This is a genomic window from Streptomyces violaceusniger Tu 4113, assembly GCF_000147815.2.
Classification (GTDB): Bacteria; Actinomycetota; Actinomycetes; order Streptomycetales; family Streptomycetaceae; genus Streptomyces; species Streptomyces violaceusniger_A.
Window position 1 is genome coordinate 2,165,895 of sequence record NC_015957.1, and the last position, 13,166, is coordinate 2,179,060.

10 protein-coding genes and 2 pseudogenes are annotated in these 13,166 nt (G+C 71.7%); 10 read left to right on the top strand and 2 right to left on the bottom strand.

Annotated features, from left to right (window positions below):
• The first annotated feature begins 29 nt into the window (after nt 1–29).
• From STRVI_RS09550 to STRVI_RS47035, 3 genes are all read left to right on the top strand, one after another.
• Nucleotides 30–2,129 (top strand): APC family permease, encoded by a 2,100-nt coding sequence (locus tag STRVI_RS09550; protein ID WP_014055434.1) that lies wholly within the window; start codon nt 30–32, stop codon nt 2,127–2,129.
• A 125-nt stretch (nt 2,130–2,254) separates the two neighbouring features.
• Entirely contained in the window at nt 2,255–3,598 is a 1,344-nt protein-coding gene (locus STRVI_RS09555; protein ID WP_014055435.1) for a class I SAM-dependent RNA methyltransferase, read from the top strand.
• A 514-nt stretch (nt 3,599–4,112) separates the two neighbouring features.
• Complete coding sequence (locus tag STRVI_RS47035; RefSeq protein ID WP_050993645.1) at nt 4,113–4,313, top strand: hypothetical protein; 201 nt, start codon at nt 4,113–4,115, stop codon at nt 4,311–4,313.
• A 28-nt stretch (nt 4,314–4,341) separates the two neighbouring features.
• On the opposite strand, the gene STRVI_RS09565 is transcribed toward STRVI_RS47035, so the two are convergent.
• Both STRVI_RS09565 and STRVI_RS09570 read right to left on the bottom strand, forming a co-directional pair.
• Nucleotides 4,342–5,721: a sensor histidine kinase gene (locus STRVI_RS09565; RefSeq protein WP_014055436.1), complete on the bottom strand. Its 1,380-nt coding sequence runs from the start codon at nt 5,719–5,721 to the stop codon at nt 4,342–4,344.
• Entirely contained in the window at nt 5,718–6,380 is a 663-nt protein-coding gene (locus tag STRVI_RS09570; RefSeq protein WP_014055437.1) for a response regulator transcription factor, read from the bottom strand. The genes STRVI_RS09565 and STRVI_RS09570 overlap by 4 nt, the downstream gene beginning before the upstream one ends.
• A gap of 185 nt (nt 6,381–6,565) precedes the next feature.
• Between STRVI_RS09570 and STRVI_RS09575 the strand changes: the two are divergent.
• The 7 genes and pseudogenes from STRVI_RS09575 to STRVI_RS52555 all read left to right on the top strand — a co-directional run bounded on the left by STRVI_RS09575 (nt 6,566) and on the right by STRVI_RS52555 (nt 12,593).
• A pseudogene (locus STRVI_RS09575) lies at nt 6,566–6,938 on the top strand (BlaI/MecI/CopY family transcriptional regulator).
• Nucleotides 6,935–7,750 (top strand): annotated as a pseudogene (locus tag STRVI_RS09580) (M48 family metalloprotease); the annotation flags it as partial. The pseudogenes STRVI_RS09575 and STRVI_RS09580, both read left to right, overlap by 4 nt.
• A gap of 440 nt (nt 7,751–8,190) precedes the next feature.
• A complete protein-coding gene (locus STRVI_RS09585; RefSeq protein WP_014055439.1) occupies nt 8,191–9,135 on the top strand; it encodes an ABC transporter ATP-binding protein in 945 nt (314 codons plus the stop codon).
• A complete protein-coding gene (locus STRVI_RS09590; RefSeq protein ID WP_014055440.1) occupies nt 9,132–9,971 on the top strand; it encodes an ABC transporter permease in 840 nt (279 codons plus the stop codon). Before STRVI_RS09585 ends, STRVI_RS09590 begins: the two co-directional genes overlap by 4 nt.
• Nucleotides 9,972–9,999: 28 nt before the next feature.
• Nucleotides 10,000–11,298 (top strand): sensor histidine kinase, encoded by a 1,299-nt coding sequence (locus STRVI_RS09595; protein WP_014055441.1) that lies wholly within the window; start codon nt 10,000–10,002, stop codon nt 11,296–11,298.
• Entirely contained in the window at nt 11,295–11,963 is a 669-nt protein-coding gene (locus STRVI_RS09600) for a response regulator (RefSeq protein WP_014055442.1), read from the top strand. Before STRVI_RS09595 ends, STRVI_RS09600 begins: the two co-directional genes overlap by 4 nt.
• A 306-nt stretch (nt 11,964–12,269) precedes the next feature.
• On the top strand, nt 12,270–12,593 hold the full coding sequence (locus tag STRVI_RS52555; protein WP_043235666.1) for a hypothetical protein: 324 nt from the start codon (nt 12,270–12,272) through the stop codon (nt 12,591–12,593).
• Nucleotides 12,594–13,166 lie beyond the last annotated feature (573 nt).

Sequence of the window (13,166 nt, forward strand, 5' to 3'; positions counted from 1 at the left end):
GGCCCGGGCTACCCCTTACGATCCTCTGCGTGTCCAAACTGACCGACCTCCCGAAACGGGTCCTGATCGGGCGGGCCCTGCGCAGCGACAAGCTGGGGGAGACTCTCCTCCCCAAGCGCATCGCGCTCCCCGTCTTCGCCTCCGACCCCCTGTCCTCCGTCGCGTATGCGCCGGGGCAGGTGATGATCGTTCTGTCCGTGGCGGGTGCGTCGGCCTACCACTACAGCCCGTGGATCACGATCGCCATCGTCGTGCTGATGTTCACGGTGGTCGCCTCGTACCGCCAGAACGTGCACGCGTACCCCAGCGGGGGTGGTGACTACGAGGTCGCCACCACCAACCTCGGCCCCAAGGCGGGTCTGACCGTTGCCAGCGCCCTGCTGGTCGACTACGTCCTCACGGTGGCGGTGTCGATCTCCTCCGGTGTGGAGAACCTCGGTTCGGCCGTCCCCTTCGTCGTCGAGCACAAGACGCTGTGCGCGGTCGGGATCATCCTGCTGCTGACGCTCATGAACCTGCGGGGCGTACGGGAGTCGGGCAAGCTCTTCGCGATCCCCACCTATGTCTTCGTCGGCGGCGTCTTCGTGATGATCCTTTGGGGCGCCTACCGCGGGCTGGTCCTGGGTGACGACATGAAGGCCCCCACCGCGGGCTTCGAGGTCCACGCCGAGCAGACCGGGCTGGCCGGCTTCGCGCTGATCTTCCTGCTGCTGCGCGCGTTCTCCGACGGCTGCGCCGCCCTGACCGGCGTCGAGGCGATCAGCAACGGCGTGCCCGCCTTCCGCAAGCCCAAGAGCCGTAACGCGGCGACGACGCTGGCGCTGATGGGCGGCCTCGCCGTGACCATGTTCGTCGGCATCATCACGCTGGCCCTGGTGACCAACGTCAAGATGGCCGAGAACCCCGCGCAGGACCTGCTGAAGAACGGCACCCCGCTCGGCGCCGACTACACCCAGAACCCGGTGATCTCGCAGGTCGCGGCCGCGGTCTTCGGCGACGGCTCGTTCTTCTTCGTGGTGCTGGCCGCGGCCACCGCGCTGGTGCTGTTCCTGGCCGCCAACACCGCGTACAACGGCTTCCCGCTGCTCGGCTCGATCCTGGCCCAGGACCGCTATCTGCCCCGCCAGCTCCACACCCGCGGCGACCGGCTCGCCTTCTCCAACGGCATCGTGCTGCTCGCCTCGGCCGCCGCGGTCCTGGTCTACCTCTACGGGGCCGACTCCACCCGGCTGATCCAGCTCTACATCGTCGGCGTCTTCGTCTCCTTCACCCTCAGCCAGACCGGCATGGTGCGGCACTGGAACCGCCACCTGGCGACCGAGCGGGACCCGAACGCCCGCCGCCGGATGGTCCGCGCCCGCGCGATCAACACCTTCGGGGCCTTCTTCACCGGCCTGGTGCTGGTCGTGGTGCTGCTGACGAAGTTCACCCACGGCGCCTGGGTCGCCCTGCTCGGCATGGTCATCTTCTACGTCACCATGACGGCCATCAGGCGCCACTACGACGGCGTCTCCGAGGAGCTCGCGGCGGCCACCGAACAGCTCGACGAGGAGGAGGTGCGCCCCTCCCGGGTGCACTCCCTGGTACTGGTCTCCAAGGTCCACAAGCCGACGCTGCGCGCCCTGGCCTACGCCAAGCTGATGCGCTCGCACCGGCTGGAGGCGCTGAGTATCAACGTGGACCCCGCCGAGACGAAGGCGCTGCAGCGGGTGTGGCAGGAGCGCGGCATCGATGTGCCGCTGAAGATCCTCGACTCGCCCTACCGCGAGATCACCCGGCCGGTCATCGACTACGTCAAGGGCCTGCGCCGGGAGAGCCCGCGCGATGTGGTCTCCGTCTTCATCCCCGAGTACGTGGTCGGCCACTGGTACGAGCATCTGCTGCACAACCAGAGCGCGCTGCGGCTCAAGGGGCGGCTGCTGTTCACCCCGGGCGTCATGGTCACCTCCGTGCCGTGGCAGTTGGACTCCTCCGAGCTGGCCCGGAAGCGGGCGCGCAAGCGGGCCGAGTGGAACGCCCCGGGGGCGGTGCGGCGCGGCCCGGTGATCCCGGCCAAGCGGGAGAAGGGCGAGAAGGGCGAGAAGGGGCCCAAGGGCGAGAAGCCGGGCGTCACCTCGCAGGTTCCCTGACGGTGGGCCCGCAGGCCCGCGGGCCCGGGGCATCAGGGCGTGACGGGGCGAGGGCGAGCGCGACGTAGACTGGTGGGCTGTTGTCCCACCGCGCCCCCTCACCCCCTCTGGAGCCTGAACCCGCCATGCAAAGTGAACCCAAGGCATCGCTGGTCGGCGAGGAGTACGAGGTCGAGGTCGGCCCGGTGGCGCACGGCGGCCACTGCATCGCCCGGACCGGCGAGGGCCAGGTGCTCTTCGTCCGGCACGCGCTGCCCGGTGAGCGGGTCATCGCCCGGGTGACCGAGGGCGAGGAGGGCGCGCGCTTCCTGCGCGCCGACGCGGTGCGGGTGCTGGACGCCTCCAAGGACCGGGTCGAGGCGCCGTGCCCGTTCGCCGGCCCCGGCAAATGCGGCGGCTGCGACTGGCAGCACGCGGCCCCCGGCGCCCAGCGCAGGCTGAAGGCCGAGGTGATCACCGAGCAGCTCGCCCGGCTGGCGGGGCTCACCCCCGAGGAGGCGGGCTGGGACGGCACGGTCGAGCCCGCGCCCGGCGACAAGGTGGCCCGCGGCGAGGTCCCGGCCTGGCGCACCCGGGTGCAGTACGCGGTGGACGAGCAGGGCCGGCCCGGACTGCGCCGCCACCGCTCGCACGAGGTCGAGCCGGTCGACCACTGCCTGATCGCCGCCCCCGGCGTCACCGAACTCGGCGTCGAGAAGCGCGAATGGCCCCAGATCGCCAGCGTGGAGGCCATCGCCGCCACCGGCTCCTCCGACCGTCAGGTCGTCCTCACCCCGCGCCCCGGCGGCCGGCTGCCCATCGTCGAGCTGGACCGGCCGGTCTCGGTGCTGCGGGTCAGCGAGTCCCGCGGCCGTGACCGGACCCGTCTGGTGCACCGCGTCCACGGCCGCCCCTTCGTCCGCGAGCGCGCGGCGGGCCGCACGTGGCGGGTCGGCGAGGCCGGTTTCTGGCAGGTCCACCCCAAGGCGGCGGACGTCCTGGTCGAGGCCGTCATGCAGGGCCTGATGCCCCGCCAGGGCGAAACGGCCCTCGATCTGTACTGCGGAGTCGGCCTCTTCGCGGGCGCGATCGCCGAGCGGGTGGGGGAGCGCGGCGCGGTGCTGGGCATCGAATCCAGCAAGCGCTCGGTCGAGGACGCCCGGCACAACCTCCAGGACCTGGAGCGCGTCCGCATCGAGCACGGCAAGGTCGAGCAGGTGCTGCCCCGCACCGGGATCACCGAGGCCGACCTCATCGTCCTGGACCCGCCCCGCGCGGGCGCGGGCAAGGAGACGGTGACCCGCCTCGCGGCCCTGGGCGCCCGCCGCATCGCCTACGTCGCCTGCGACCCGGCGGCACTCGCCCGCGACCTGAAGTACTTCCGCGAGGAGGGCTACTCTCCGCGTCGCACGCGTGCCTTCGACCTCTTCCCGGTCACCCACCATGTGGAGTGCGTGGCGGTGCTTGAACCGGCCGCTAAGGGCTCCTGACCTGCGGTTTTGCGCGTGTGCATGATGTGCGGTGTGGGCGTTACGGGCGATATCCTGACGCTGGAATGACGCTCGTGACGCTCATTTGACGCTCGTTCTGATGGTCTGTCAGGCAACCTGTTCGGGTAGGTCAGACCTTGTCAGGGGGGCGTAAATCGATGGGATGCCGAGGGTAGGCGACGCTGAGCGCAGACCTACCGAGTCCTGTTGGTCAGATGTCGCGGAAGAGACCAGCGAGCGCGGTGACCTGCCGCGATGACTGGCTGATGGTCGCTGACCCGAGCGAATGACCTTTCGCCTGTTGCCACGCGGCACGGCGGGCCCGGGGCCGGGCTCGCCGACACCGCCCTGTCGGACCCGAGCGACACCTTCGAGGGCATCGGCAAGGATCTGGGGATCAGCCGGGAGACGCTGCGCCCGCCACGATCGGCCTCGGCTACCTGGGGTCCGCCGTTGTGTACGGCGTCGCGATCGCCGGTCCCGCGATCGCTCACTCTGGGGCAGCCTGAACGCGGTGGCCGCCTTCTGGGCCGCCCACGTCATCACCCGCCCGCTCGGCGCCTCCGTCGCCGACTGGATGGCGGTCGGCCGGGGACGGGGCGGGCTCGCTCTCGGCCTGGGGCCGGTCACGCTGTCCTGGACGGTGGCCATTTTCGGCTTCGTAGGCTATCTGGCCGTCTCCCGCAAGGACGTCCAGCACGACCCCATGCCGTGACACGGCAGAGCGCCGAGCGGGTCTGTCGTCACCCGGCAGGCAGGCTGACCACGAAGCGTGCCCCGGGCGTGTGCCCGGGGTCGTTGGCCACCTCGCCGCCGGCGGAGCGGGCGAGACGTCGCGCCAGCGGCAGCCCCAGGCCCGCTCCGGCGTGCCCGTCGCCGGGATCCGCACGTCGACCGGGCTCGAAGAGCTGTCCGGCGAACGAGGGTGGTACGCCGGGTCCGTCGTCGATGACGTCGACGCGGACGCCGTCGGGGGCGGAGTAGGCACGGACGGCGACGCTGGTGTGTGCGTAGCGGCAGGCGTTGGCGAGGAGCGGGCTGACGATGCGTTCGAGGAGGGCGGGCGGGACTCCGGCCACAAGGGGAGGGCCGCCGGTGGTGAGCGTCACGTGGTCCGGCACGTCGAGGGCTTCGGTGAGGCGGCGCAGCGTGGGCAGGACCTCCACGGTGCCGGGAGCGGTGAGTGTGCCGTTGCGGGCGTCCTCCAGGAGCGTGTCGCAGATCGTGCGCATGGACTCGGCGGCATCCGCGATGACCTGGTGGGTGGCGTGGGTCTGGTCGGCTGTGCGGGGGCGGGTCCGCCACCAGTCGAGTTCGGCGATGATCCGGCTCAACGGTGTGCGCAGCTCGTGCGAGAGTTCTCCGGTGAGCTGCCGCTCGTGGCGCAGCAGGGTGCGGATACGGTCCAGGATGGCGTCCAACGACGTACCGAGGCGGGCGAGTTCGTCAGGGTGGCGCATACTCCCGAAGCGTTCCTCGGAGGCCACGGCGCTCCACTGGGTGGCCTGGTCGGTCATCGTACGGACGGGGCGCAGCGCGCGGCCGACCGCGAGCCGGGTCAGGGCGTAGGTGCAGGCGAGCATGACGGCGTCCAGGACGAGCGATCCCAGGAGCAGGGTGTCGGCCGAGCTCCGGTAGGGCGAGAGGTCCAGCGCGGTGACCACCGTGGCCTCGTTCTTCTCACCGGGGACCGGCTGGGAACACAACCGGAGGGGGCCCCGCACGTCGACGGTGGCGCACCGCCGGCCGCCGTGCCCGGCGAGTGTGTGGGCGAAGCGGGTCAGGGCCCCGGCGGCCGGCGGAGCTTCGAGCAGGCGTCGGCCGGAGTAGATCCACACGTTGGCGTCGAGGAGGTCGTCGTGCGAGGTCTCCAGGACGCGTACGGTCGTCCCGCTGGTGTCGACGGTCGTCGCGACGGCGGCGGCGCGGGTGCGGAGTTCGTCGTCCGCCTGGTGCTGGAGGCGGTGCTGGGCCACGGTGTTGAAGGCGACGGTGAGGACCAGCATCAGCAGCGTGGCCGTGACGAGCGCCACGAGTGAGAGCCGGCCGCGCAGCGTGCTGGGCGCCAGACGGTGAAGGAGGGCGGTCGCGGCGGGGCGCGGCCGGTGGCGGACCTCGCTCATGACAGGCGGTGGCCGATGCCGCGCGCCGTGCCGATCGTCCGGTCGCTGCCCGCCTCGCGGAGTTTGCGGCGCAGCCTGATCAAGTACTGGTCGAGGGTGTTGTCGCTGACCTGGGCCCCTTCGGGCCAGGCCGCCCGGACCAGTTCGCGGCGGCGCACGACGGCGCCGGGAGTGGTCATGAGCGCGGCCAGCAGACGGAACTCGGTCGGCGTCGGATCGACCCGGGTGCCCCGGACAGCGACCGTGTGCCGGACGGCGTCCAGTACCAGGTCTCCCGCCGTGGCGACCGGCGGCGGCGCGGCCCGCTTCAGAGCTGCCCGCAGGCGGGCCGCGAGTTCGGCGAGATGGAACGGCTTGGGCAGATAGTCGTCGCCTCCGGCCGAGAACCCGGACAGCCGGTCGGTGAGCCGGTGATGGGCGGTCGGGAAGATGACGGGAGAGAGGAAGCCGTTCGCGCGCATCGCCTGGCACACGTCCCGTCCGTCCGCGTCGGGGAGCCCGATGTCGAGCACGGCGGCGGAGATGCCGGCGGTGGCCGGCCGCAGGGCGGTGGCGCCGTCCGGCGCCGGGACGGTGTCGAAGTCCTCGTCGCGCAGCCCGCGCACCAGCACGTCACGCAGGGCGTGATCGTCCTCGACGACCAGGATCGTCTGCCGCATGGTCCTCCCTCGGTTCGCGTGTCGTGTCCGTCCGGCTGCCCGCCGCATCCGACGGCTATTTCCCTCCGCGCGCTGTGTCCGTCCGCGTGGGCCGCCGGATGCACCGCGGCGGAGACATTCGGCCGGTGACTACAATGCAGTAGACGGTCTACTCGACTGTAGACGATCGTGGAGTGAGGGTTCCCATGACCGACTCGAGGGACGAGAGGCGGCCGGCCGGCGACCTCGAAGCGGCCGTCATGGCCGCACTGTGGGCCGCCGGGGGCCCCGCTCACGCCCGGGCGGGTGCAGGCCGAACTCGGCAGCGGCCTGGCACGCACGACCGTGGCGACGATCCTGACCCGTCTGCACGAGAGGGGCATCGTCGGCCGTGAGCGGCTGGGGCGCGGCTTCGCCTACTTCCCGGTGCAGGACGCTCCCGGCCTGACCGCCCGGCGAATGCACACCGAACCAGACCTGGATGCCGACCGGCGGATGGTCCTGGCCCGCTTCGTCGCCCAGCTCGGCCCGGGCGACGAGGAGGTCCTGCGCCGGCTCCTGGATGGTGACGAGCGATGACCGCCGTCCTGTTCGTACCGCTGATCCTGCCCTTCCTCGCGCCGGCGCCGGCCCGCCGGACTCTCGACCGTCTCGCCCCCGCCACCGCGCTGTGGATCCTGGCCGCCTCGGCACTGGCACTGGCGGGAACCTGCGTCGCCGCCCTCAGAGCGCTGGTCCTGACCGGACTGCTCAAGCTCCCCGCCTTCGCCGCCCTCGGTGAACTCATCCACCCCTTGCGCACGCCCTCCGACTTCGTCGTCGTTCCCGCGGCGTCGGCGGCCACGGGAGTGCTCGCCCTCGGCGTCATGACCCTCGTACGCTCGGCCTTCCGGCAGACCCGCGCTTACCGCGCCGCCCGGACGCAGGCCGGCCGCCGCCCGGACGCCGGTGACCTCTGCGTCGTCGACTCGCCCCACCCGGACGCCTATGCCCTGCCCGGACGGCCCCACCGCATCGTCGTCACCACCGCGATGCTGCGCAGCCTGGGACCTGCCGAACGCGAGGCCCTTTTCGCCCATGAACGGGCCCACAACCGGGGGGCTGGCCACCACTACTTCCTGGCCGCCGCGGAACTCGCCGCTCACTGCCACCCGGCCCTGCGCCGAGTGCGCGAGATCATCCGGCTCGCCGCCGAGCGGGACGCCGACGAGGCCGCCGCCACCGCCGTCGGGGACCGGCGTCTGATCGCCACCGCCATCGCACGCGCCGCCCTGGCCGGCCACGCCTCCCCGACCACTCGCCCGGACTTCGCACCCGCAGCGACGACGGGCCCGGTTCCGCAACGCGTCGCCGCCCTCCTCGGCCCCGCCGTGAGACGCCCTCGACCAAGCGCGGCCGGCAGCCCTGGCCGCGACCGGCGGAGCCGTGCCCCAGCGGGTGCGGGCCCTGCCGGCCCCGCCTCCCCCGCGCCGCACCCTGCCCTTCGTGGCGGGCGCCCTCCTGCTCACCCTGTGCTGCGCCGGCCGCCAGCGCCGCCTCCGACAGCGAGAACCTGGTCGACAGCGCGGAGCGGGCCCAGTGCCCGGCGGACGCCGGAGCACCGGGCGCGGCATGGGCGGGGCACCGTCCGCAGCGGCCCGACGACGCCTGCTGCGACGACCGCGGAGCCGGCGACCACGCAAGGCACCGCAGGTAGCCGCGTAGTACCGCGGTACCACGCGGACGGCGTGGTTCAGGCTCCTGGTACCACGGGATCGGCTGGCGCGGCTCTTAGCGTGGCCGGTGAGGCGTCGGAAGCGACGGACGCCCGAGCCCCACAGGGAGAACACGGATGATCGAGGCGCAGCAGCTGACCAAGCGGTACGGCGAGAAGACGGCCGTCGACGGGCTGGACTTCGACGTGAAGCCGGGCACGGTGACCGGCTTCCTGGGCCCCAACGGCGCGGGGAAGTCCACAACCATGCGCATGATCGTCGGGCTCGACGCCCCGACCAGCGGCTCCGTCACCGTGAACGGCCGCCGTTACGCCCGCCACCAGGCGCCGCTGCAGGAGGTAGGAGCGCTTCTGGAGGCGAAGTCGATCCACCCGGGCCGCTCCGCCTACAACCACCTGCTGGCACTCGCGCTGACCCACGGCATTCCGCGCCGCCGGGTCCACGAGGTCATCGAGCTGGCGGGACTGGGCAGTGTGGCCAAGAAGCGGGCCGGCGCCTTCTCCCTCGGGATGGGCCAGCGGCTGGGGATCGCGGCGGCGCTCCTGGGCGATCCGCAGACGGTCATGCTGGACGAGCCGGTCAACGGGCTGGACCCGGAGGGGGTGCTCTGGATCCGCAACCTGCTGAAGGCCCTCGCCGAAGAGGGCCGGACCGTGTTCGTGTCGTCACATCTGATGAGCGAGATGGCCCTGGTCGCGGATCACCTGATCATCGCGGGGCGCGGGCGGCTGCTGGCCGATACCACCGTGGGAGACCTCGTCCGGGAGGCCGGCGGCGACACGGTGCAGATTGCTACCCAGGAGGCGGCACGGCTGCGGGAGGTACTGGCCGGTCCCGGCGTCGAGATCACGGGCCGGTCCGGCTCCGAGGAGCTTCAGGTGACCGGGCTGAGTGCCCGTGAGATCGGTCTGAAGGCGGCCGAGCACGGGATCGCGCTGTTCGAACTGACGGCGCGGACGGTGTCGTTGGAGGAGGCGTTCATGAACCTGACCAGGGATGCCGTGGAGTACCACGGCTCCACGACCGTCGAGACCCCTGAGCCCGTCGGGAGCAACGCATGAGTACCTTCACCACGACTGTCGAGACGCCCCCGGCAGCTCCCGCCCGTCCCGCCTACCGGGTGACCGGACGGCGCGTGGTGGCCTCGGAGTGGGCCAAGCTGTGGTCACTCCGATCGACCTGGATCACCCTGGGCCTCGGCCTGCTCTTCCTCATCGCCTTCGGTCTGATCGCCGCGAACCACTACAAGTCCGGCATCGGCTCCGCGCACCAGGACCGTGACTTCGCCACCGCGACGGCCGTGAGCCTGTCCCTCTTCGGCACCAACTTCGCCCAGCTCGCCCTCGGCGTGCTCGGTGTGCTGGTCACGGCGGGGGAGTACTCCACCGGCATGATCCGCTCCACGCTCGCGGCCGTGCCGCGCCGACTGCCCGTGCTGTGGTCCAAGGCGGCCGTGTTCGGGCTGGTCGCGCTGATCGTCGGCACCCTCGGCGCGTTCATCGCCTTCGGGTTCGGCGGCTCGATCGTCTCCGGCACACCCGCCGCGATGAGCCTGACGCACACCGGAGTCGTACGGAGCCTGCTGGGCGCCGGGCTCTACCTCGGCCTGGTCGGCGTCATCGGCACCGCCCTCGGTGCCCTGCTGCGGTCAGTGGCCGGCGGCATCTCGGTACTGGTCGCCACCCTCATGCTGATCCCGGGACTGATCTCCCTGCTGCCCAGCTCCTGGCAGGACGGCGTCAGCCCCTACCTGCCGTCGAACGCGGGCGAGTCGGTGTTCGCCCTCACGCACGACTCCACGACCCTGTCGCCGGGTGCCGGACTGCTGGTCTTCCTCGGCTGGACGGCGCTCGCGCTGGTGGGAGCGGCGTACCGGCTGGTGCGCAGCGACGTCTGACGACCCGCACCATGAGCAGGTGACCACCTTGACGACGACCACCTCCGCCGCGGACGTCGGCGGAACCGGACCGCTGGCCGCCCGGCTCGCCCGGGCCGGCCAGCGGCTGCGGCAGGCGGACCGCGCCCATCCGTGGATGCTGGACACTGCCGTGACGGCGCTGGTCTTCCTCATGTTCTGTCTGCCGGACCTGCTGGACCACGGCGACGCGGGGGAGGGGGACGGCGACGGCCCGCACAGGTTCCACTTCGCCTTCGTCCAGCTCCCCCTGGCGGCCATGCTGGCCCTGCAGGCCGGTCTGGTGCTGCCGCTGCTGTGGCGGCGGCGTCGGCCCATGGCGGCCTTCGTCGCCATCGCCGTCGTGTTCGTCCTGCAGTGGTCGATGGGTGCCGCGCTGCGCGCGGACGTCGCCCTGTTCATCGCCCTGTACAGCCTGGCCTTGCACGGGCAACTGCGCCGACTGCCGTGGGCCTGCGCGGTCATGGCGTCGGGGATGGTGCTGGTCGCGGTGCGCGTCTCGCCGGCCGTGTCGGTCTGGGACGCCCTGTTCTTCCTGCTGAGCACGGCGACCGCGGCCCTGGCAGTCGGTCTGATGGTCCGGACCCGGCGGGCGCAGCTCGCCGGGCTGCGGGAGCGGGCGGCCCGGCTGGAGACGGAACGCGACCAGCGCATCAGACTCGCGACCGCCACGGAACGTGCCCGGGTGGCCCGCGAGATGCACGACATCGTCGGCCACAACCTGGCCGTCATCATCACCCTCGCCGACGCCGGTTCCTACGCCACGGACACGGCTCCCGAACGCGGCAAGGAGGCCCTCCAGCTCATCGGCGACACCGGCAGGACGGCCCTGGGCGAGCTGCGCCGCGTGCTCGGCGTCCTGCGCGAGGCATCGGACGGTGCCCGCCGGACACCTGAACTCAGCCCCCAGCCCGGCCTCGCGGACATCGAGACGCTGTGCGACGGCGTACGCACCGCCGGCCTGGAGATCGTCTACCGGACCGTCGGCGAGGTGGACGCCCTGGACCGGGGGGTACAGCTGGCGGTCTACCGCATCGTCCAGGAAGCCCTGACCAACACCCTGAAACACGCCGGTGCCGGCACCCGGGTGACCCTGTCGGTCGTCAGGGACGAACGGCTCGTCATCCGGATCCGGGACAACGGCCCGGCCGGACACACCGGACCATGGAACGAGGAAGGACACGGACTGGTGGGCATGCGCGAACGAGCGGCACTGTACGGAGGGACCGTGAGCGCCGGACCTGCGGCCGACGGAGGATGGGTCGTGGAGGCCGCCCTCGACCTGACACCTCAGGGAGGCACCCGGTGACCACGGTGCTCGTCGTAGATGACCAGCAGCTGCAACGCTACGGCTTTCGGGTGCTGCTCGACTCCATCCCCGAGACGGAGGTGGTCGGCGAGGCCGGGAGCGGCGCCGAGGCCGTCCGCAAGACCGCCGAACTGCGCCCCGACGTCGTGCTGATGGACGTACGGATGCCCGGCATGGACGGCATCGAGGCGACGCGCCGGATCGCCGAGACCGGGGGGCGTTCCAGTGTCCTCGTGCTGACCACCTTCGACGTCGACGAGTATGTGCATGCCGCCCTGCGGGCCGGAGCCAGCGGCTTCCTGCTCAAGGACGCGCGCCCGGAGGAACTCCTCGCCGGGATCCACGCGGTTGCCGGGGGCGACGCGGTGATCGCGCCGGCCCTCACCCGCCGCATCCTGGACGAGTACGCCAGGCACGTGCCGGCCAGAAGGGGTGACCCGGGCGAGGACCCGCGAGTGGCCTCTCTCACCGAACGCGAGCGCGAGATCCTCGTCGCCATCGGCAAGGGCTGGACCAACGGCGAGATCGCCGCCCGCTTCGTAGTGGCTGAGTCCACCGTGAAGACACACGTCGGCCGGGTCCTTGCCAAGATCGGCGCCCGCGACCGCATCCAGGCGGTGATCTTCGCCTACGACCGGGGACTTGCCCGCCCCGGTGCCGGCTGAACGGAAGGCAGCACCGCCAAGACGTCTTCTCACCCGCCTCTAGCCCAGGAGTCGATTCCGTGGTGTGCGACGGCAAGAGGTGCAAGATGGCCGGCGGATCGAACGCCACCACGACCGGTGTTCTTCGCACCGACCTCCCGAAGCGGGCCGTCCGGCCTCGGCGCCCTCCGGGCGAGTTCCGGCTCGGGGCGGTCGCGGCAGCCTTCACGCTCGCGCAGCTCGTTCTCGTACGGCCGGATCTCGGTCTCGGCTGGGACGAGACCGTCTACGTCAGCCAGGTCAGCGGTCACAGGGAAGGTGACTGTTGTGACCGCGGCCGAGAGCTTGCCGATCACCGTGGGTCGGCGCCTGTACGTCCGGCTGGGAATCACCCTGGTGGCGCTCGCCGCCGCCGGAGGGATGGTCGTCGCGCACCGGGCCACGCTGGACAGCGGCACCGACCGGCTGGCCGCCGCGGACGGGGAGTGGCTGGTGCTCGCCTGCCTCGCCGCGGTGGGCACCTGGGTGGGGCCTGGGCGCCGTCGTGACCAGCGCTCTGTTCCTGGCGGTCATCCTCGGACTGGTCATCTACCTCTCCGCACCCGCAGGGATGCTGCCGAACCGGAGCACGCGTCGGGACCCATGGCCTGAGCCACCAGCCAGGCCCGTGGTTCCTCCCATCAGCTCCGGCCGCGCTCACAGCCGAGTTTGACGACGCAACACCTGCGAGTGACGGCATTGGCGAGGGCTCGGATCGGGAGCCTGGCCAGTCGGCGCCGAAGCCGGCGGTCACGCGTTCGGACGGCGCTCGGGTAGGGGTCGTTGCGTGCAAGGCGGTCTTCTTCCGTCGCGGGGGCGGCGAGAGGAACGGACGACCGTCATGGAGAAAGGGTGCGTGTGTACATGGAGCCGTGCTGCTCGTGATGTACGAGTGGGGCGAGTGATACACACGGTGACAGTCAGGATGTGTTCAGGTTCCAGCTGGCACCGTCGGGCACTATGACCGACGAAACGTCTGGCAGTCCGGTGGTTCCGGAGGCGCGCACCCACCAGCGAGACCAGGAGCGAGCCGGCGAACAACCGGCCCTGCCGGGCTCGCACCACTTCTCCGGCTCTCGAAGGGGAAGTGCCGAGAGAGCCGCTGTGCGGCCAGGACGGGAAGTCGCACGGAGGGATCGGGCGACGCAAATTCAAGCGCTGCGCAGGTTGAATTCCGGGACGAAG

Bases quoted from the DNA above. Each gene is read 5' to 3' on its own strand.
- STRVI_RS09565 (WP_014055436.1), bottom strand. From the start codon at position 5,721: ATGAGCGAGGTCCGCCACCGGCCGCGCCCCGCCGCGACCGCCCTCCTT.
- STRVI_RS09570 (WP_014055437.1), bottom strand. From the start codon at position 6,380: ATGCGGCAGACGATCCTGGTCGTCGAGGACGATCACGCCCTGCGTGAC.
- STRVI_RS09590 (WP_014055440.1), top strand. From the start codon at position 9,132: ATGAGTACCTTCACCACGACTGTCGAGACGCCCCCGGCAGCTCCCGCC.
- STRVI_RS09585 (WP_014055439.1), top strand. From the start codon at position 8,191: ATGATCGAGGCGCAGCAGCTGACCAAGCGGTACGGCGAGAAGACGGCC.
- STRVI_RS09555 (WP_014055435.1), top strand. From the start codon at position 2,255: ATGCAAAGTGAACCCAAGGCATCGCTGGTCGGCGAGGAGTACGAGGTC.